The 20211-nt window shown below is 62.8% G+C and carries 18 protein-coding genes; 10 read left to right on the forward strand and 8 right to left on the reverse strand.

Annotation, left to right across the window (positions count from 1 at the left end; all coding sequences use genetic code 11):
* Positions 1–152: 152 nt before the first annotated feature.
* The 3 genes from emhC to emhA are packed head-to-tail and all read right to left on the reverse strand — an operon-like array spanning position 153 to position 5917.
* A complete protein-coding gene (gene emhC / locus N8H71_RS13245) occupies positions 153–1613 on the reverse strand; it encodes an efflux RND transporter outer membrane subunit EmhC (RefSeq protein ID WP_262194329.1) in 1461 nt (486 codons plus the stop codon).
* A complete protein-coding gene (gene emhB, locus N8H71_RS13250; RefSeq protein ID WP_262194330.1) occupies positions 1610–4759 on the reverse strand; it encodes an efflux RND transporter permease subunit EmhB in 3150 nt (1049 codons plus the stop codon). Before emhB ends, emhC begins: the two co-directional genes overlap by 4 nt.
* Before the next feature lie 3 nt (positions 4760–4762).
* A complete protein-coding gene (gene emhA, locus N8H71_RS13255) occupies positions 4763–5917 on the reverse strand; it encodes an efflux RND transporter periplasmic adaptor subunit EmhA (protein ID WP_115076833.1) in 1155 nt (384 codons plus the stop codon).
* A gap of 266 nt (positions 5918–6183) precedes the next feature.
* Between emhA and emhR the strand changes: the two genes are divergently transcribed.
* A complete protein-coding gene (gene emhR, locus N8H71_RS13260; protein WP_085683251.1) occupies positions 6184–6816 on the forward strand; it encodes an efflux system transcriptional repressor EmhR in 633 nt (210 codons plus the stop codon).
* Positions 6817–7064: 248 nt separating this feature from the next.
* On the opposite strand, the gene N8H71_RS13265 is transcribed toward emhR, so the two are convergent.
* Genes N8H71_RS13265 through N8H71_RS13275 form a run of 3 tightly spaced genes read right to left on the reverse strand, consistent with a single transcriptional unit; the run spans position 7065 to position 9646 of the window.
* The gene (locus N8H71_RS13265) at positions 7065–8114 is read right to left on the reverse strand and encodes an alkene reductase (protein WP_007957862.1); all 1050 of its coding nucleotides are present in this window, start codon (positions 8112–8114) and stop codon (positions 7065–7067) included.
* 32 nt (positions 8115–8146) lie between these two features.
* Positions 8147–9310: an MFS transporter gene (locus N8H71_RS13270; protein WP_007957864.1), complete on the reverse strand. Its 1164-nt coding sequence runs from the start codon at positions 9308–9310 to the stop codon at positions 8147–8149.
* Positions 9311–9343: 33 nt separating this feature from the next.
* A complete protein-coding gene (locus N8H71_RS13275; RefSeq protein WP_065257584.1) occupies positions 9344–9646 on the reverse strand; it encodes an ArsR/SmtB family transcription factor in 303 nt (100 codons plus the stop codon).
* Positions 9647–9817: 171 nt separating this feature from the next.
* Here N8H71_RS13275 and N8H71_RS13280 point away from each other — a divergent pair, with 171 nt between their 5' ends.
* On the forward strand, positions 9818–10390 hold the full coding sequence (locus tag N8H71_RS13280) for an ACP phosphodiesterase (protein WP_085683249.1): 573 nt from the start codon (positions 9818–9820) through the stop codon (positions 10388–10390).
* A gap of 14 nt (positions 10391–10404) precedes the next feature.
* Here N8H71_RS13280 and N8H71_RS13285 read toward each other — a convergent pair whose 3' ends face one another.
* Both N8H71_RS13285 and olsB read right to left on the reverse strand, forming a co-directional pair.
* A complete protein-coding gene (locus tag N8H71_RS13285; RefSeq protein ID WP_011332835.1) occupies positions 10405–11199 on the reverse strand; it encodes a lysophospholipid acyltransferase family protein in 795 nt (264 codons plus the stop codon).
* Complete coding sequence (gene olsB / locus N8H71_RS13290; RefSeq protein ID WP_007957877.1) at positions 11199–11954, reverse strand: L-ornithine N(alpha)-acyltransferase; 756 nt, start codon at positions 11952–11954, stop codon at positions 11199–11201. The genes N8H71_RS13285 and olsB overlap by 1 nt, the downstream gene beginning before the upstream one ends.
* Positions 11955–12107: 153 nt before the next feature.
* Between olsB and N8H71_RS13295 the strand changes: the two genes are divergently transcribed.
* The 8 genes from N8H71_RS13295 (at position 12108) to N8H71_RS13330 (ending at position 20210) form a co-directional block, all read left to right on the forward strand.
* Complete coding sequence (locus N8H71_RS13295; RefSeq protein WP_262194331.1) at positions 12108–12986, forward strand: acyl-CoA dehydrogenase family protein; 879 nt, start codon at positions 12108–12110, stop codon at positions 12984–12986.
* 180 nt (positions 12987–13166) lie between these two features.
* On the forward strand, positions 13167–14246 hold the full coding sequence (locus tag N8H71_RS13300) for a serine hydrolase domain-containing protein (protein WP_262194332.1): 1080 nt from the start codon (positions 13167–13169) through the stop codon (positions 14244–14246).
* Positions 14243–14545 (forward strand): amidase, encoded by a 303-nt coding sequence (locus N8H71_RS13305; RefSeq protein ID WP_262194333.1) that lies wholly within the window; start codon positions 14243–14245, stop codon positions 14543–14545. The genes N8H71_RS13300 and N8H71_RS13305 overlap by 4 nt, the downstream gene beginning before the upstream one ends.
* A gap of 143 nt (positions 14546–14688) precedes the next feature.
* Complete coding sequence (locus N8H71_RS13310) at positions 14689–15864, forward strand: M20 aminoacylase family protein (protein WP_262194334.1); 1176 nt, start codon at positions 14689–14691, stop codon at positions 15862–15864.
* Positions 15865–15943: 79 nt separating this feature from the next.
* Positions 15944–17254: a citrate-proton symporter gene (locus N8H71_RS13315; protein WP_262194335.1), complete on the forward strand. Its 1311-nt coding sequence runs from the start codon at positions 15944–15946 to the stop codon at positions 17252–17254.
* Complete coding sequence (locus tag N8H71_RS13320) at positions 17251–18708, forward strand: amidase (protein WP_262194336.1); 1458 nt, start codon at positions 17251–17253, stop codon at positions 18706–18708. The genes N8H71_RS13315 and N8H71_RS13320 overlap by 4 nt, the downstream gene beginning before the upstream one ends.
* A 59-nt stretch (positions 18709–18767) precedes the next feature.
* The gene (locus N8H71_RS13325; protein WP_085683240.1) at positions 18768–19538 is read left to right on the forward strand and encodes an IclR family transcriptional regulator; all 771 of its coding nucleotides are present in this window, start codon (positions 18768–18770) and stop codon (positions 19536–19538) included.
* Positions 19539–19619: 81 nt separating this feature from the next.
* A complete protein-coding gene (locus tag N8H71_RS13330) occupies positions 19620–20210 on the forward strand; it encodes a YceI family protein (protein ID WP_085605441.1) in 591 nt (196 codons plus the stop codon).
* Position 20211 lies beyond the last annotated feature (1 nt).

Below are 20211 nucleotides of genomic sequence, written 5' to 3' on the forward strand. Positions count from 1 at the left end.
ACCTGTTGTTATTGGTTTTGTGGCTCGAATGGTGCGGGGCGCGGGCGAGGCGATTCAATCGGCGAAAGTGGAATTCGGGCGATTATCGAACGCAAGATTGGCAGGCAACAAAAAGCCCGCCAATCGGCGGGCTTCTTGTGTTCACCGGATGATCAGAACAGCTTCATCTTCGGCGCTTCTTCTTTGAGCGGCTCGTTCTGCGCGGTCTGCGCATTCCAGCCACCGCCCAGGGCCTTGTACAGGTTGACCGCACTGGTCAGCTGCGCGAGGCGGTCGGTGATCAACGATTGTTGCGCGCTGAACAGCTGACGCTGGGCATCAAGGAACGTCAGGTTGCTGTCGACGCCAATGCGATAGCGACGCTCGGCCAGGCGGTAGTAATCCTGGTTCGCCGTCACGAAATCACGCTGGGCCTGCAACTGCTCGGTATAGGTCTGGCGGGCGGCCAGGCCGTCGGCGACTTCCTGGAAGGCCGTTTGAATGGACTTCTCGTAGTTCGCCACGCCAATGTCCTTCTGGATCTTGGCGTAGTCGAGGCTGGCGCGCAGGCTGCCGGCGTTGAAGATCGGCAGGTTGATCTGCGGCTGGAACAGCCACGTGCCCGAACCGCCCTTGAACAGGCCGGACAGGTCCGGGCTCAGGCTGCCCGCGTTGGCGGTCAGGCTGATGCTCGGGAAGAACGCTGCACGGGCCGCGCCGATGTTGGCGTTGGCCGCCTTCAGGTTGTACTCGGCCTGAAGGATGTCCGGACGGCGTTGCAGCAGATCCGACGGCAGGCCGGCCGGCACGTCGGCCAGCAGGTCATCCGACAGCGGTTTGGCCGCTTGCAGGTTGGCCGGCACGCCGGTGCCGAGCAGCAGGGTCAGGCTGTTTTCGTCCTGAGCGACCTGGCGGGTGTAACGCGCCAGTTGTGCCCGGGCGTTTTCAACCGAAGTGCGCGACTGCGCCAGGTCCAGCGCCGAAGCCACACCGACTTCGTTACTGCGGCTGGTCAGCTTGTAGCTTTCCTCGAAGGCACCGAGGGTGTCCTGCGTCAGCTTCAGCAGTTCCTTGTCGGCCTGCCAGGTCAGATAGGCGTTGGCCACGCTGGCCACCAGGCTGATCTGGGTGCTGCGACGCGCTTCTTCGGTGGCGAAGTATTGTTGCAGCGCTTGTTCGCTCAGGCTGCGAACCCGACCGAACAGGTCGAGTTCGTAGGCACTGATGCCGACGGTGGCGGAGTAGGAGCTGGTAATCGTCGAATCACCGGTCTGCGACGCACGGGCCGGAACCCGCTGACGGCTGCCGCTGGCATTGGCCGACACGGCCGGGAACAGATCGGCACGCTGGATGCGGTATTGAGCCGCGTAGGCGTCGATGTTCAGCGCCGCGACACGCAGGTCGCGGTTGTTTTCCAGGGCGACCTGGATCAGTTGCTGCAGGGCCGGGTCATGGAAAAACTGCTTCCAGCCCTGTTCGGCAGCGGCCTGCGCCGGTGCCTCGGCCGGCGAGTACGCCGGGCCCTGCGGGAATTGCGCGGCCACCGGTGCTTCAGGCTGCTGATAATCCGGTATCAGCGAGCAACCGCTCAGCACGAAGGCGGCGACTGCGATGGAGAGTAGCGACTTGCTCATTGGCCAGCCTCTTTAGGAGTTTCTATGGCGTCATCCTTGCCGGCGTTTTTGCGCTGACCCATGGACGACACAGTGACGAAGAACAGTGGAACCCAGAAAATCGCCAGGATCGTTGCGGTGAGCATACCGCCAATTACGCCGGTACCGATCGCGTGTTGACTGCCCGAGCCTGCGCCGGTGGAGATAGCCAACGGTACAACACCGAGGACGAAGGCCAGCGACGTCATGATGATCGGTCGCAGACGCATGCGGCAGGCTTCGATGGCCGCATCGCGCAGACTGCGTCCCTGCTCGTGCAATTCCTTGGCGAACTCGACGATCAGAATGGCGTTTTTAGCCGCCAGACCAATGGTCGTCAACAGACCCACCTGGAAGTACACGTCGTTCGACAGGCCGCGCAGGCTGGTGGCCATCAGCGCACCGATGATCCCCAGTGGCACCACGAGCATGACCGCGATCGGAATCGACCAGCTTTCATACAGCGCCGCCAGACACAGGAACACCATCAGCAGCGACAGGGCGTACAGCGCCGGAGCCTGCGAGCCGGACAGTCGTTCCTCGTACGACAGACCAGTCCACGAGATACCCACACCGGCCGGCAGCTTCTTGGCAATCGCCTCGACTTCGGCCATCGCTTCACCGGTGGAGTAACCCGGCGCCGGAGAACCGAGGATCTCCATCGCTTCTACACCGTTGTAACGCGCCAGTTTCGGCGAACCGTAGATCCACTCGCCCTTGGCGAACGCGGAGAACGGAACCATGGTGCCGGCGCTGTTGCGCACGTACCACTTCTTCAGGTCTTCAGGGCTCATGCGAGCGCCGGCCTGACCTTGCACGTAAACCTTCTTCACACGGCCGCGGTCGATGAAGTCGTTGACGTAGCTACTACCGAAGGAGATCGACAGGGTGCTGTTGATGTCGGACAGGCTCAAGCCCAGGGCACGGGCCTTCTCGTCGTCGATTTCCAGGTGGTATTGCGGCTCGTCGTTCAGACCGTTCGGACGCACCTGGTAGAGCACCTTGCTCTGCGCCGCCATGCCGAGGAACTGGTTACGGGCTTCCATCAACTTGTCGTGACCGATACCGGCGCGGTCCTGCAGGAACACGTCGAAACCGGTGGCGTTACCCAACTCCAGTACGGCCGGCGGGGCGAAGGCGAATACCATCGCATCGCGGAAGCTGAAGAAGTGCTGCTGCGCACGCTGCGCCAGGGCAAATACGCTATTGCTTGCGTCCCGCTCGTGCCATGGCTTGAGCATGATGAACGCCAGACCCGAGCTCTGGCCGCGACCGGCGAAGTTGAAGCCGTTCACGGTGAACACCGAGGCTACCGAGCTGGATTCTTTGTCCAGCAGGTAAGAGCGCATTTCATCGATCACCACCTGTGTGCGCTCGGCACTGGAACCGGCTGGGGTCTGCACCTGGGCGAACAGTACGCCCTGGTCTTCTTCCGGCAGGAACGCGGTCGGAATGCGGGTGAACAGCCAGATCATGCCGACCACGATCAGCAGGTAAGCCAGCAGGTATGGCGCCTTGCGCTGCAGGATGTTGCCGACACCGCGCTCGTAGCTGCGAACGCTGCGGTCGAAGTTGCGGTTGAACCAGCCGAAGAAGCCGCGTTTCGGTGTGCCGTGCTCGCCTTTCGGAATCGCCTTGAGCATGGTGGCGCAGAGCGCCGGGGTAAAGATCAGCGCGACCAGAACCGACAGGCCCATGGCCGACACGATAGTGATCGAGAACTGACGGTAGATCACACCGGTGGAGCCGCTGAAGAATGCCATCGGCAGCAATACCGCCGACAGTACGAGCGCGATACCGACCAGTGCGCCCTGGATCTGGCCCATGGACTTCTTGGTCGCTTCCTTCGGTGACAGGCCTTCTTCGGCCATCACCCGCTCGACGTTTTCCACCACGACGATGGCGTCGTCCACCAGCAAGCCGATGGCCAACACCATACCGAACATGGTCAGGGTGTTGATGCTGAAACCGGCGGCCGCGAGGATGCCGAACGTACCAAGCAATACCACCGGCACGGTCATCGTGGTGATGACGGTGGCGCGGAAGTTCTGCAGGAACAGGAACATCACCAGGAACACCAGCACGATCGCTTCGACCAGGGTTTCAACCACGCCCTTGATCGACTCGGTCACCACCGGGGTAGTGTCGTACGGGAACACCACTTCCATGCCTTGCGGGAAGAACGGCTTGAGGTCGTCAATCGTCTTGCGCAGGGCTTTTGCGGTATCGAGGGCGTTGGCGCCGTTGGCCAGTTTCACTGCCAGACCGGAGGCCGGTTTGCCGTTGAACTGCGCCGCGATACTGGAGTTTTCACCGCCCAGACCGACATCGGCGACGTCACCGATACGGACTTGCGAGCCATCCTGGTTGACCTTCAGCAGAATCGCCTTGAACTGCTCGGCCGTCTGCAGGCGGGTCTTGCCGATGATCGTAGCGTTCAGTTGCTGGCCTGGCAGCGCCGGCAGACCGCCGAGCTGACCGGAGGAGATCTGAACGTTCTGTGCCGAGATCGCGGCGCTGACATCGGCCGGGGTCAGGTTGTACTTGTTCAGTTTGGCCGGGTCGAGCCAGATGCGCATCGCGTACTGGGCACCGAAGACCTGGAAGTCACCGACACCGGCGGTCCGCGAGATCGGGTCCTGCATGTTCGACACGATGTAGTTGGACAGGTCGTCCTTGGTCATGCTGCCGTCACGCGACACCACACCGATCACCAGCAGGAAGTTCTTCACTGCCTTGGTCACGCGGATACCCTGTTGCTGCACTTCCTGCGGCAACAGCGGGGTGGCCAGGTTCAGCTTGTTCTGGACCTGAACCTGCGCGGTGTCGGAGTTGGTGCCTTGCTCGAAGGTCGCGGTGATGGTCATGCTGCCGTCGGAGTTACTTTCCGAGGACACATAACGCAGGTTGTCGATACCGTTGAGCTGTTGCTCGATCACCTGTACCACGGTGTCCTGAACCGTCTGTGCCGAAGCACCCGGGTAGGTCACGGAAATCGCAATGGCCGGTGGCGCAATGCTCGGGTACTGGTTGATCGGCAACTTGAGGATCGATAGAGCCCCGACCAGCATGATCACCAGGGCAATTACCCAGGCGAAAATCGGACGGTCGATAAAGAATTTCGACATGAGTTACTCCCCTTTGCCGCCGTAGGCTTTGTCAGCTGCCTTGGCGGGTGCCGGGTTCTTGGCTACGTTGGTCGCTTCGGTCGGGTTGACCTGGACACCCGGACGCACGAATTGCAGCCCTTCGGTGATCAGGCGATCGCCGGCTTTCAGGCCGTCTTCGATCAGCCACTGGCTGCCCACGGTACGGCTGGCCTTGAGCTGACGCAGTTCGACCTTGTTGTCCGCACCGACGACCAGCGCGGTCGGCGTGCCCTTGAGGTCACGGGTCACGCCTTGTTGCGGCGCCAGGATGGCGGCGGCGTTGACACCGGCCTGCAACTGGGCGCGAACGAACATGCCTGGCAACAGGGTGTGATCCGGGTTCGGGAACACGGCGCGCAGGGTCACGGAGCCGGTGGTCGGGTCGACCGACACTTCGGAGAATTCCAGCTTACCGTCGAGCTTGTACTGGCTGCCGTCTTCCAGTGTCAGCTTGACCGCGGCGGCATTGTCGCCGGCCTTCTGCAGGCGGCCACTTTCCAGTTCGCGACGCAGCTCCAGCAATTCCACCGAAGACTGGGTGACGTCGACGTAGATCGGGTCCAGTTGCTGGATGGTTGCCATCGCGTCGGTCTGGCCGCTGCTGACCAGCGCGCCTTCGGTCACCGAAGAGCGGCCGATACGACCGGAGATCGGTGCGTAGACCTTGGTGTAACGCACATTGATCTGCGCGCTCTGCAGCGATGCTTCCGATTGCAGGCGGTTGGCCACGGCGGTGTCGTATTCCTGACGGCTGACGGCCTGCTCGTCGACCAGTTGCTTGTAGCGGTCGGAGATCGACTTGGTCGAACGCAGGTTGGCTTCGGCGCTTTTCAGGGTCGCTTCATAGACCGACGGATCGATCTGATACAGCTGCTGGCCGGCTTTGACATCGCCGCCTTCCTTGAACAGACGCTTGAGAATGATGCCGTTGACCTGCGGACGAACTTCGGCGACGCGGAACGAGCTGGTGCGGCCCGGCAGTTCGGAAGTCAGGGTGAAGGCTTGTGGTTGCAGGGTGACGACGCCGACCTGAGGAGGTGGTGCGGCGGGAGCCGCCTCTTCCTTTTTACATCCGCTGAGCAGCGATGCCAGGGCGACGGCAGTGACCAGAGCGGTAACAGCTGGCTTGAATTGCATGAAGATCCTCGGGTCAGGCGCGCGAAAAGCGCACAAGAAGTGTGGAAGGGTAAAAAAAGGTTACCGGGTGGATAAGTAGCTTGCTAAGGAATATACTTACGTTCATGGTTGTTTGTAAATACCTTCGCCGCGTACCGACCCCGATACAAAAGTCGTCGCAAGGTCCGAAATTGTAGGCCGGGGAGCCGATCCGCGAGAGATCAACCCCTTTTTATTCAGCGGATATTCAGCCATCCCTGAAACATCCTGTTTGAGGTTTTACTGCCATGGTCCGTCGTACCAAAGAGGAAGCTCAGGAAACGCGCAGCCAGATTCTCGAAGCGGCCGAGAAAGCCTTCTATGAGCGGGGCGTGGCCCGCACGACCCTGTCGGACATTGCGAGCCTGGCTGGGGTGACGCGCGGTGCTATCTACTGGCACTTCAGCAACAAGGCCGATCTGCTGCAAGCCATGCTCGATACCCTGCATGAGCCGCTGGACGAACTGGCCAAGGCCAGCGAAAGCGAGGACGAACCCGATCCGCTGGGCTGCATGCGCAAATTGCTGATTCATTTGTTTCATCAAGTCGCGCTGGACCCGAAGACCCGGCGTATCAACGAAATTCTGTTTCATAAGTGCGAGTTCACCGATGAAATGTGCGATCTGCGCCAGCAGCGCAGGACTGCCAGCCTCGATTGCAATGTGCGGATCGCGCTGACATTGAGTAATGCGGTCAATCGTGGGCAGTTGCCGGCAGACCTCGACACAGCCCGGGCAGCCATCAGCATTCACGCCTATATTGATGGCCTCCTGTACGGATGGCTATTGGCGCCGGACAGCTTCGAACTGTACGCCGAGGCCGAGCGCTGGGTCGATACCGGGCTGGACATGCTGCGCCTGAGCCCCAGTCTGCGCAAATGAAACAAAATTCGTCATTGGATCAGTTTGTGTCAATGACGGAGGAGGGTGAAGATCCCTGTTCACTCGGCCGCTGCAATGGGATGCTTTTATATACCTCTGCAGCGCGGGTTGATATGTAGCGAGCTTCGTATTTTGTAGGGATTTTGTGTCGAGCCTGTGAACGAATGTGAGCGGCTCGCCCACCCAGCGACCAATAAAAAGCCCCCGACTCTCACGAGTCAGGGGCTTTTGCGTTTCTGCGGTGTGGCTTACAGCGTCGGGTAGTCGAGGTAGCCGACTGCACCTTTGCCGTAGAAGGTTTCCGGGTGCGGTTCGTTCAGCGGCGCGTCGGCCTTCAAGCGTGCCGGCAGGTCCGGGTTGGCAATGAACGGGATGCCGAACGCCACGGCGTCAGCCTTGCCCTCGGCCAGCCACGCGTTGGCGCTGTCCTTGGTGAAGCGTTCGTTGGCGATGTAAGCACCGCCAAAGGCTTCTTTCAGTTGCGGGCCGAGGCTGTCGGCGCCTTCTTTCTCACGGGAGCAGATGAAGGCGATGCCACGCTTGCCCAGTTCGCGGGCCACGTAGGTGAAAGTTTCGGCGAGGTTGTCGTCGCCCATGTCATGGGAGTCGGCGCGTGGTGCCAGGTGTACGCCTACACGGCCGGCGCCCCAGACTTCGATGGCGGCGTCGGTCACTTCCAGCAGCAGACGGGCACGGTTTTCCAGGGAGCCGCCGTAGATGTCGGTGCGCTGGTTGGTGCTGCTTTGCAGGAACTGGTCGAGCAGGTAGCCGTTGGCGCCGTGGATTTCCACGCCGTCGAAACCGGCTGCCTTGGCGTTTTCCGCGCCAACGCGGTAGGCGTCGACGATGTCGGCGATCTCAGCGGTTTCCAGTGCACGAGGGGTTGGATAGTCGGCCAGTGGGCGAACCAGGCTGACGTGGCCTTTAGGCTGGATGGCGCTCGGTGCAACCGGCGCTTCACCGTTCAGGTACGACGGGTGGGAAACCCGGCCGACGTGCCACAGTTGCAGGACGATCTTGCCGCCGGCAGCGTGAACGGCTTTGGTCACGTTGGTCCAGCCGCGCACCTGGTCGTTGGACCAGATGCCCGGGGTGTCCGGGTAGCCGACGCCCATCGGGGTGACCGACGTGGCTTCGCTGAGGATCAGGCCGGCCGAGGCGCGTTGTACGTAGTACTCGGCCATCAGCGCGTTCGGTACGCGGCCTTCGTCGGCGCGGCAGCGGGTCAGCGGCGCCATGATGATGCGGTTGGACAGCTCGAGGTCGCCCAGTTTGATCGGATCGAAAATTGTTGCCATGAGATACAACCCTCGTGAGGTAAGTGAGTGAATCAGTTAGCGGTAGCCAGCTCGGGATTGCCGTTCTGGCGGAATGTGATCAGGGTCACCAGCAGCGCGAGGACCGCCAGCGCCGCAGCGGCGAGAGGAACGCTGGTCAGGCCGTAGCCGTGGGCGATGACGCTGCCGCCGACCCAAGCGCCGAGGGCGTTGCCGACGTTGAAGGCGCCGATGTTCAGGGTCGAGACCAGGTTCGGTGCGGCCTGGCCGTAGGTCACGACGTTCACTTGCAGGGCCGGCACGGCGGCGAAACACGCGGTAGCCCAGAGGAACAGGGTGATTTCGGTCGGGATCAGCGCGATGCTGGTCCAGGTCAGGACGGTGGAGGTCACGGCCATCGCGATGAACACGCCGATCAGCGTCGCGGCCAGGCCTTTGTCGGCCAGTTTGCCGCCGATGATGTTGCCGACGGTCAGGCCCAGGCCGATCAACATCAGGGTCCAGGTCACGCCACGGGGCGAGACACCGGTGACATCGCCCAGCAGCGGTGCGACGTAAGTGAACAGGGTGAACACCGAGGCGGCGAACAGCGCAGTCATGCTCAGGGACAGCCAGATGCCGGCGCCTTTGAGCGCGGCCAGTTCGGCGCGCATGTCGAGTTTTTCTTCGTCACGCTTGGCCGGCAGGAAGCGGATCAGGCCGATCAGCGCGATCACACCGATCACGGTCACTGCCCAGAAGGTCGAGCGCCAGCCGGCTTCCTGACCGAGCGCGGTGCCCAGCGGCACGCCCAGCACGTTGGCCAGGGTCAGGCCGGTGAACATCAGGGCCACCGCCGAAGCGCGTTTGTTCGGTGCCACCAGGTTGGCCGCGACCACCGAACCGATGCCGAAGAACGCACCGTGGCAGAGGGCGGTGACCACTCGGGCGAACATCAGCACCTCGTAGTCAGTGGCGATAGCGCAGAGCAGGTTGCCGATAATAAAGATGCCCATCAGCGTTACCAGTGCAGCCTTGCGCGGCAGTTTTGCAGTGGCCATTGCCATGAACGGTGCACCAATCGCCACGCCCAGGGCGTAGCCGGTCACCAGCCAGCCGGCGCCGGGGATCGACACACCGAGGTCGGCCGCCACATTGGGCAGCAGGCCCATGATGACGAACTCGGTGGTGCCGATGGCGAAGGCGCTCAAGGCGAGTATGAGTAGCGAGAGGGGCATCGTTGGGTCCTTTTGGCTGGCTGACGTTAAGGGTCAGAGCTCTTTGCTGAGGGTGCTGAGGAACGCCTGAATCACGTCCTCGTTGCGTTTGAAAAAGTGCCACTGGCCGGCTTTCTGGCTGCTGATCAGTCCTGCCCGTTGCAGGGTGGCCAGGTGGGCGGAGACGGTCGACTGCGACAGGCCGCAGCGTTGATCGATCTGCCCGGCGCAGATGCCGTACTCGTGGTTGTGGATCTGTTCCGGAAACTCGGCTTTCGGGTCTTTCAGCCAGTTGAGGATGTCTCGCCGTACTGGGTGTGCCAGGGCTTTTATTATTTCGTCGAGGTCAATGTTCATGGCTGGGTGCTCGTGATGTGTGTAGCGCTATATCGCGATGAGGCGAACTTTAAATCGGTACTTCGCGATATACCAATATGAATTTGATCTGATGACCGCATAAATCGGTATATCGGGTTATAACGATATGTGAGGTGTAAACAAACGCGGGCGCGGTGCTAAGCTGCGCCGATGAACTATCTCGCACATTTACACCTCGGTGGCCAGCGTCCCGGTCAACTGCTCGGCAGTCTGTATGGCGATTTCGTCAAAGGGCGGCTGCAAGGGCAGTTCGCCCCGGAGATCGAAGCGGCGATTGCCCTGCATCGTCAGATCGACGTGTTCACCGACCGTCATCCGTTGGTCGACGCCTCGCTGGCAAGGTTCTCCACGACTCGTCGCCGTTACGCGGGCATCGTCCTCGACGTGTTTTTCGACCATTGCCTGGCGCGGGACTGGACGCTGTACGCCGACCGGCCGCTGGGCCAATTCACCACCGACGTTTACCGCGTGCTGTCCAGCGAGCGGCAATTGCCCGAGCGTCTGGCGAAGATCGCCCCGCACATGGTCGCCAATGACTGGTTGGGTTCGTATCAGGAATTCGAAGTGCTGGAGCAGGTGTTGCGCGGGATCTCCCGGCGCCTGACCCGGCCTGAAGAACTGGCGGGGGCGATGGAGGAATTGCGTCGGTTGTACGAACCGTTGAGCGAGGACTTTCGCTTGTTCTACCCACAGCTGCAGGACTTTGCAGGCCGGCAACTGTAGGCAGACGTCGCCGATCAGGCCGCGATCAGATCGCGGGCGTGTTGCGCTTCGACCGGTTTGAGCACATCGCCGAACAAGGCTTTCTGCACCGCTTGTTGCGCCTCGAACGCCAGTGCCGCGCGTTCCCGGCCCTGACAGGCAATCGGCTTGAGCAGATGAATCTCGACATCACCGCAGTCGTTGCTGAACAGGCGCATCAGGTGCGACAGCAGATCATCGTCACCAATGAACGGCGCCAGCGAATCGATCTTGCCCTCGCGCAGATAACGGATCGCCACCGGTTGCAGCTTCACCTCGGAATCAATCGCCGCCGACAGCAGTCGACCATGAAAGGTACGCAGCGAGCGACCGTCGGTGGTGGTGCCTTCCGGGAACATCAGCAGCGGATGATCGGTTTGCAGGTGACGGGTCATCTGCTTGCGGATCAACTGGCTATCGCCGGAACCGCGACGGATGAACAGGCTGCCGGCCTTCGCTGCCAGCCAGCCGGCTACCGGCCAGGTGCGCACTTCGGCCTTGGACAGAAACGACAGCGGCGTGAGCATGCCGAGCAGCGGAATGTCGGTCCACGACACATGGTTGCTGACCCACAGCATCGGCTGCTTCGGCAGCTCACCGTGAACGGTCACGCGAAAGGGCAGGGCATTGCTCAAGCGCGCCATGAAAAACCGCGACCAGCGCTGCCGGCGCTCCATCGAATGGGCCAGACCCAGACGCTCGAAAACCCCGAAGACACTCGCCATGCTCAGGCCCAGTGTCACCACCAGCAGCACTCGCGCAATTCGCGCGTACACCCGCAACCGGCTCATCACACAGCCGCCTTGAAGTGCTTGGCGTAGCGCGGGCAGAGTTCGTCGCGCTTGAGCAGGATGAACACGTCGGCGACCTGGAAGTCTTCGTCCCAGCACGGCTCGCCGCAGATCTTCGCGCCCAGGCGCATGTAGGCCTTGAGCAGCGGCGGCATTTCGGCGATCACGTTCGATGGAATGTCGAGGCTCGGCAGCGGGTTCTTCGGCTCGGCGCGCAGGTGTTCGGTGCACAGATAACGTTCGCGCAGGCGCTGCATGATCGCGTGGGCCTGCACGCCGCCGTCCTGCATCGGGATGCTCGCGCAGCCCATCAGATAGCTGTAGCCACCCTGATTGAGGACTTCGGCCAGTTCGCCCCAGAGCACGGCGATGGTGCCGCCGTTGCGGTAGGCCGGGTCGACGCAGGTGCGGCCGATTTCCAGGATCGGGCCTTGCAGACCGGCGAGGCCGTGCAGGCTGAATTCTTCTTCGCTGTAGAACTTGCCCAGGCTGCTGGCGGCGGTGTGATCGAGCAAACGGGTGGTCGCTACCAGACGGCCGGTGTTCAGGTCACGCACGCCGATGTGGCTGCAGTGAACATCATAGTCATCCATGTCCAGACCCAGCTCCGCGCCGTTCAGCTTGGCGTTGAACTCGCCGCTGAACACGTTGAAGCGCAAGGCCTGGGCTTGCTGCAAGGCCTCGGCGCCGATCAGGCGTTCGGCTTGCAGGCGGCGTTCATTGCCGGTGTCGCTGATGCGGGCGATCTGAGTCATGTGAATCTCCGTACGGGCCTTGAACCCGTCATGGGTTGCAGCCGATCGACTTTCTTTATGCAGCCGTGTTGTGCAAAGTCAGGCTATGTAGCCCCGGTGTCATCGCCATGAATGTTTGGTGATGCTTATATGACAGCCCACGAGGAGCCTCTGATGACCTGGTCGACCCTGCTTGAATGCCGCGAACGCCTGCCTGCTGTTGCCGATCTGGCGGAGGGCTTCGCCACGTTGCTGCATCAACTGGGCAGCGTGACGCCGTTCGAACTGGCGGTGGCGGGAGGGCGGCGGATGGCGACGCCGGGGCTGGCGTTTCTGGTGGGCTATCAGGCGGCGCTGCGCATGCTTTGGCCGAGCGCGCCGCCGAGCCTCGGCGCGTTGTGTGCGACCGAGCAGCGCAGCCTGCGCCCGGCGGACATGCAGACCCGGCTCACGGATCTGCGCCTCACCGGGCAAAAGGATTTCGTCACCGCCGGCGATGCGGCGGACTGGCTGCTGATCGCCGCGCGCAACGAACAACCCGGCGAATCACCGCGCCTGAGCCTGGCGGTGGTGTATCCCGGCGAGCCCGGTGTGCGGGTGGAAAAACTCCCGGCGCTGCCGTTGATGCCGGACATCAGCCATGGCCGGTTGCATCTCGACGATGCGTTGTGTGAATTACTCGCGGGGGATGGATGGGATGCCTACGTCAAACCGTTCCGCACCCTTGAAGACGTTTACGTGTTGAGTGCAATGACCGCGTGGTTGTACGGCGTCGGTCAGGACAGCGGCTGGCCGCAGCCGCTGCAATTGCGTTTGCTGGCGCTGTTGGCCGGATGTGCGGAAGTCAGTCGCCAGCCGCCGAACAATCCGGCCGGGCATGTGTTGCTCGGCGGCTTGTTTGCGCAGTTCGACGGGCTTAAAGCGGAAGTTGATCAGGCGTTGCCTGACGGCAATCCTGAGTGGGCAGCGATGTGGCAGCGCGATCAATCGGTCATGCAACTGGCGGCTGGTCCGCGGGCCAAGCGTCTGGCCAAGGCTTTAGCGGTGAATTGACCGGCCTCATCGCGAGCAGGCTCGCTCCCACATGCGACCGCATTCCGACTGGAGGAACTCAATCAAATGGGGGAGCGAGCCTGCTCCGGGCGGCGATCCGACGATAGCGCCCTCAAAAACACCACACATCTGTCATCAACGCCGGCTAGTCTTCTCAGGTTCATCTCCAGAGCCCTCACCATGTTCAAAGGACTGTCCCTGTTTCTGCTGCTGATCAGCTTCACGGTTCAGGCCGAACAATGGCCGGGCGAGCAGTGGCCGAGCGGTCCGAAACTCATCGGTCCGGCCGTTGATATGTTGGAGGCGTACGCCTTCGCGCCCCGCGATGAAACTACACGCCAAGGCATCCGCACCGACGCCTTGCTGGTGATCCGCGACGGTCAGGTCATCTACGAACGCTACGCCGCTGCGACCACCGCCGACACCCCGCACCTGACCTGGTCGATCAGCAAAAGCCTGATGGCCACGGTGCTCGGCGTGGCCTATGGCGAAGGTCTGTTCAAGCTCGATGACCCGGCCGCGCAATATTACCCGGCGCTGGAAAAACACCCGGTCATCACGATCAAGGATCTGCTGCACTGGGCCTCGGGCATCGACTGGCAGGAAGACTACGAATACGCCCCGCTGAAATCCTCGGTGGTGGCGATGCTCTACACCCGTGGCCACCGCGACATGGCCGCCTTCACCGCCGATCACGACAGCTACGCGCCACCGGGTCAGGCGTTCCGTTATTCCAGCGGCGACAGCAATCTGTTGGCCGCCGCATTGAAAACCATCGTCGGCCCGCAACGTTATCCGGACTATCCGTGGACAGCACTTTTCGATCCCTTGGGCATCCGCCATGCCACGTGGGAAACCGATGCCACGGGCACTTTCGTCGCCTCTTCCTACGCCTATATGAAGGCCCGGGATCTCGCGCGAATCGGCCTGCTGATGGAACGGGACGGACGCTGGAATGACCGGCAGTTGTTGCCCAAGGATTGGGTCGCCTTCAACCGCCAGCCCTTCGCCGGCTACAAGGCTCATCAGGACGAAGCCGTGCCCGGCGGCCAGTGGTGGCTCAATCGCCCGGCGGATGGTGCGCCGTCGCCATGGCCCGATGCACCGCCCGACACCTTCGCCGCCCTCGGCCATTGGGGCCAGGCGCTGTATGTGATCCCGAGCGAAAAACTGGTGATCGTGCGCTACGCCGATGACCGCGACGGCAGCTATCGCCACAACGAATTGCTCAAGCGCGTGCTCGGGGCGGTGCGGCCATGAAACTGTTCAGACGCATCCTGCTGGTGCTGTTGGTCATGCTGCTGGGCTGGGGCTGGCACGAGCGCGAAAACCTTTGGGCCTTCCCGGACATCATCAGCGCCTACACCGCCAAGGAATATTGTTCGTGCCGCTACGTGATGAACAACGACGCCGAGTATTGCCGGGGCTACGTGAAGCAATGGCTGCCCAGCGAACTGACCGATGACCGCACGCAAAAAATCGTCACCGCCAGCGGCCTGGGACGCAGCAACAGCGCCCAGTGGCAAGGCGAACGCCAGGGCTGTCGCCTGCAACCCTGATCCGGTTCCACCCTGTGGAACCACATTCGATTGTCCTCTCGCGTGTCTCGCGGTTATCTGGCGGTGAGCACGACCTGCCGTTCACGTGTCGTGAAACAACACCGAACAACAAGACCGGGAACACCCGCGCGAGGAGAACCGTCATGCCCCGACATCAGCACATTCTGGCCTGGCTCAACGATGTGGCCAGCGACCTGCACGCCACCCGCCAGGACATTCACGCCCACCCTGAACTCGGTTTCGAAGAAAGCCGCACCTCGGCACTGGTCGCCAGGTCGCTCGAAGAGTGGGGCTATGAAGTCCACACCGGCATCGGTAAGACCGGCGTGGTCGGTGTGCTGCGCAACGGCAGCAGCACACGCAAGCTCGGGCTGCGGGCCGACATGGATGCGCTGCCGATCATCGAGAACACCGGCGTCGCCTACAGCAGCCGCCATCAAGGCTGCATGCACGCCTGCGGCCACGACGGGCACACCGCGATGCTGCTCGGTGCGGCGCGTTATCTGGCGGCGACCCGTCAGTTCGACGGCACCCTGACGCTGATTTTCCAGCCCGCCGAAGAGGGCCAGGGCGGGGCGGAAGCGATGCTTGCCGATGGCCTGCTCGAACGCTTCCCGTGCGACGCGCTGTTCGGCATGCACAACATGCCGGGCCTGCCGGCGGGGCATCTTGGGTTTCGCGAAGGGCCGATGATGGCTTCGCAGGATCTGCTTACGGTGACCATCGAAGGCGTCGGCGGCCACGGTTCGATGCCGCATCTGGCGGTGGATCCGCTGGTCGCTGCGGCCAGTGTGGTGATGGCTTTGCAAACCGTGGTCGCGCGCAACATCGATGCCCAGGAGGCCGCGGTGGTGACGGTCGGCGCGTTGCAGGCCGGCGAGGCGGCGAACGTGATTCCGCAACAGGCGATCCTGCGCCTGAGCCTGCGTGCGCTGAATGCCGAAGTCCGCGTTCAGACACTGGACCGCGTGCGCTCGATCATCGAAGCCCAGGCCGAAAGCTTCGGCTGCACCTCGACCATCGAACACCGCCCGGCCTACCCGGTGCTGGTCAACCACGCCGCCGAAACCGAGTTCGCCCGGCAGGTCGGCGTCGAGCTGGTCGGCGCCGACGCCGTCGATGGCAACACACCCAAACTGATGGGCAGCGAAGACTTCGCCTGGATGCTCCAGCGTTGCCCCGGCGCCTACCTGTTCATCGGCAACGGCGTGGCCCGGCCGATGGTGCATAACCCGGCCTACGACTTCAACGACGACATTCTGCTGACCGGCGCGGCGTATTGGGGCGCGCTTACCGAGAGCTGGCTCAAGCCGGCCTGATTTCTTCACTTTTTGCTGCCGCTGGAACGCAGGTGCGCACGTGCCTGCGTGGTCAACCAACAGCTTCTGGAGAATCCCCATGCAGACTTCGAACGCAGGCGTTTCGCGCACCCGGCAAGTGGTCGCCGCCGTTATCGGCAATGCCCTGGAATGGTACGACTTCATCGTTTACGGCTTTCTGGCGAGCATCATCGCCCGGCAGTTTTTCCCGTCCGACGACGACTACGCTTCGCTGCTGATGGCGCTGGCGACTTTCGGTGTCGGCTTTTTCATGCGCCCGGTGGGCGGCATCCTGCTCGGCATCTACTCCGACCGCAAAGGTCGCAAGGCCGCGATGCAGATGATCATCCGCCTGATGACCGTTTCCATCGCCCTGATCGCATTCGCGCCGAACTACGCCGCCATCGGCATGGGTGCGCCGTTGCTGATCGTAGTAGCGCGGATGCTTCAGGGTTTTGCCACGGGCGGTGAATACGCCAGCGCCACGGCGTTTCTGGTGGAGAGCGCGCCGGCCCATCGCAAGGGCTTGTACGGTTCGTGGCAACTGGTCGGGCAATGCCTGGCGGTGTTCAGCGGCGCGGCGATGGTGGCGCTGGTCACGCACCTGCTTTCCCCCGAGGCGCTGGACAGTTGGGGCTGGCGGATTCCGTTCGTGCTCGGTCTGCTGATCGGCCCGGTGGGTTTGTGGATTCGCAAGCACATGGAGGAACCGGAAGAGTTTCTCGAAGCGCGCAAGAAGGCCAAAGGCGCAGCCCCCGGCCTGTGGCAAGTGCTGCGTGAGCATCGTCGCAGCCTGTTGGTGTCGATGGGCCTGGCGTGCGGCGCGACGGTGTCGTTCTACGTGGTGCTGGTGAACATGCCGACCTTCGCCCACAAGAACCTCGGCCTGCCGCTGGATCAGGTGTTGCTGGTGCAGATGCTCGCGGTGGGGTTGATGACCGTGGTGATTCCGTTCTCCGGCGCACTGTCGGATCGCCTCGGTCGGCGGCCGGTGCTGATGGCCTTCACTCTGGCGTTTTTCGTCATGGTCTATCCGCTGTATGTGTGGGTCGCGGCGGCGCCGTCGATCGAGCGTTTGCTGGTGATGCAACTGCTGCTGTGCACGGCGATTGGCGGGTTCTTCGGTCCGGCTCCGACGGCGCTGGCCGAGCAGTTCCCGATTGAAGTGCGCTCCACCGGCGTGTCGGTGGCCTACAACGTGGCGGTGATGGTGTTCGGTGGTTTCGCGCCGCTGATCGTCACCTGGCTGAGTAAAGTTCTGAACACCCCGGTGGCGCCGTCGTTCTATGTCTTGTTCGCTTGCCTGCTGACCCTGCTCGGTACTTACTGTTTGCAGGAGGCACCACGCGCAAAGAAATCCGTTGCGCTCAACCTGGGAGTGAAACCGTGAGTCCGTTAGCCATTGATCCGATTGTCGCCCTCGACGCCGATGCGTTGTCCCGGGCGATCCATGCCCGCAAGGTGTCGTGCCGCGAGGTGATGCAGGCGTACCTGACGCACATTGATCGCTTCAATCCGGCGGTCAACGCGCTGGTCTCGTTGCGCCCGCAGGACGTGCTGTTGCGCGAGGCCGATGAATGCGACCGGCAACTGGATCGCGGCGAGTCCCGAGGCTGGATGCACGGCATGCCCCAGGCGATCAAGGATCTGGCGGCCACCGCCGGATTGCGCACGACCCTCGGCTCACCGCTGTTCGCCGAGCAAGTGCCGCAGCACGATGCGATCAGCGTGGCGCGGGTGCGCGACTGCGGCGCGATCATCATCGGCAAGAGCAACGTCCCGGAATTCGGCCTCGGCTCGCAGACCTACAACAGCGTGTTCGGCACCACCACCAACGCCTACGATCCGGGCTTGATCGCCGGCGGCAGCAGCGGCGGGGCGGCGGTGGCGCTGGCCCTGCGCCTGCTGCCGGTGGCCGACGGCAGCGACATGATGGGCTCGCTGCGCAACCCGGCGGCGTTCAACAACGTGTTCGGCTTCCGCCCATCCCAAGGCCGCGTGCCTCACGGCCCGATGCCGGAAGTGTTCGTCCAGCAACTGGCCACCGAAGGACCGATGGGGCGCACGGTCACCGACGTCGCGCGATTGCTCTCGACCCAGGCCGGCTACGATCCGCGCGTGCCGCTGTCGCTGGCCGATGAACCACGGGACTTCGGGCTGGATCTGCAACAGGACTGCAGCGGCCTGCGCCTCGGCTGGCTCGGCGATTACAACGGCTATCTGCCGATGGACGATGGCGTGTTGAGCCTGTGCGAATCGGCGCTGGCGGATTTCAGTGCGCTGGGCTGTCAGGTCGAGGCCTGTCAGCCGGACTTCTCCATGGAGCGCCTGTGGCAGACCTGGCTCACCCACCGGCATTTTCTGGTGCAGGGCAGCCTCGGCGCGGCCTATGCCGATCCGCAAAAACGGGCGCTGCTCAAACCCGAAGCGCAATGGGAAATCGAGGGCGGTCTGCGTCTGACCGCTGCCGAGGTTTATCAGGCGTCGGTGGCGCGGAGCGAGTGGTATCGCGCGTTGAGCGAGTTGTTCGAGCGTTACGATTTCCTGCTGTTGCCCACCGCCCAGGTGTTCCCTTTTGATGCACAGCAACCGTGGCCGCGAGTCGTCGGCGGGCAGACCATGGACACCTATCACCGCTGGATGGAAGTGGTGATCGGCCCGACCCTGGCGGGGCTGCCGAGTATCAGCGTGCCGGTCGGTTTCAACACGGCCGGGCTGCCGATGGGCCTGCAAATCATCGGCCCGGCCCAGGCGGATCGAGCGGTGCTGCAACTGGCCTACGCCCATGAACAGCTGACCCGCTGGGTCGAACGGCGACCGCCGGCATGCCTGCAATCGGCCTGAGCGGCCCGCATCTTGCTGCATGAAGTGATCTTTCATCCACATCCATGGAGGTCGAACACATGGGCAGCAAGGCAGACACCGGCAGCGTGCGCTCGGTCGAACGGGCGCTGGCCATCGTCGAGTTGCTCGGCGAGCATCAGGCGTTGGGACTGGAGGAATTGCACTACCTGACCACTCTGCCCAAGGCCACGGTGTCGCGGATGCTCGCGACCTTGCAGGAGCAGGGCTGGATTTATCGCGGCCTCAGCGACCGCCGCTACCGGTTGTGCGCCAAGCGCTTGTTCGGTGATCGCCAGCAACGCTTCAAGCGCCATCTGGTGGAAAGCGCCGCGCCGATGCTGCTGGAACTCAGCGAACGCACCGGGCTGGTGGCGGATCTGTCGTGCTTCGACGGCGAGCGGGTAGAGGTGATGGAAAGCGCGATCCCGCAAGTGCTGCGCAAACGCTATCCAACCAACTGCCAGATCGTCGGCCATCACGCGAGCCTGTTCCATTCGGCGATGGGGCGCGCCTGTCTTGGCGAACTCGACAGCCAGGACGTGAAACGTCTGGCCGAACGCGAACAGTTGGCGGATGACGGTGTATTGCAGGCCACCGAGCAAGCCTTGCATCAGGGCTTCGGCCAGCGCACCGAAGGTTATTGGGAATACCCGGTGCGCCTGCCGTTCCTGATTCGCGCGGTGGCCTTGCCGATCCGAGCGCAAGGGCGGCTGGTCGGCAGCATGGCGCTGCACTGGCCGATGGATCAGGCGCCGGTGGAGCGGGTGCTGAGCCTGCACCTCAACAGCCTCGCGTCGACCATCGGCGAGGTGCAGCAGGCGTTGGCCTGAGCGTTTGCAGAGACTGACAGTTTGCAATAACGCCACGGCCAGTTAAGGTTCGTGCAGGTTTATCGGCCCCACGAGTCTTCAATGTTCAACCGTTCTCTGTGCAACGCCTTCGCCGGCCTGCTGCTCGGCGCCGCTGCGCTGCCGGCCCAGGCCAACTGGTATCTGGACGGCGAGTCGTCGCGGCTGTCGTTCGTCAGCACGAAAAACGCCAACGTATCCGAAGTGCAGCGCTTTCTGGTGCTGCACGGCAAAGTCGATCCCGATGGCCGCGCCGTGGTCGAAGTCGAGCTGGACTCGATCAACAGCGGCATCCCGCTGCGCGACGAGCGCATGCGCAAGGAACTGTTCCAGATCGAGCAATTCCCCGAAGCGACCATCACCACGCAAATCGACCTGCGCCCGATCAACGATCTGGCGCCCGGCGCGCAGCTTGAATTGCGCCTGCCGCTGACCGTCAACCTGCACGGCAAACAGCATGAATACCCCGCCGAATTGCTCGCCACGCGCCTCGATGACCGACGCTTTCAAGTGGTGACGCTGGAGCCGCTGGTGATCAGCGCCGAGGATTTCGATCTGCTGCCGGGCCTGGAAAGCCTGCGCAACATGGCTGGACTGTCGGCCATCAGTCTGTCGGTGCCGGTGGGTGCGGTGCTGATCTTCACGGCGCGCTGAC

This window comes from Pseudomonas koreensis (assembly GCF_025447595.1).
Taxonomy (GTDB): Bacteria; Pseudomonadota; Gammaproteobacteria; order Pseudomonadales; family Pseudomonadaceae; genus Aquipseudomonas; species Aquipseudomonas koreensis_H.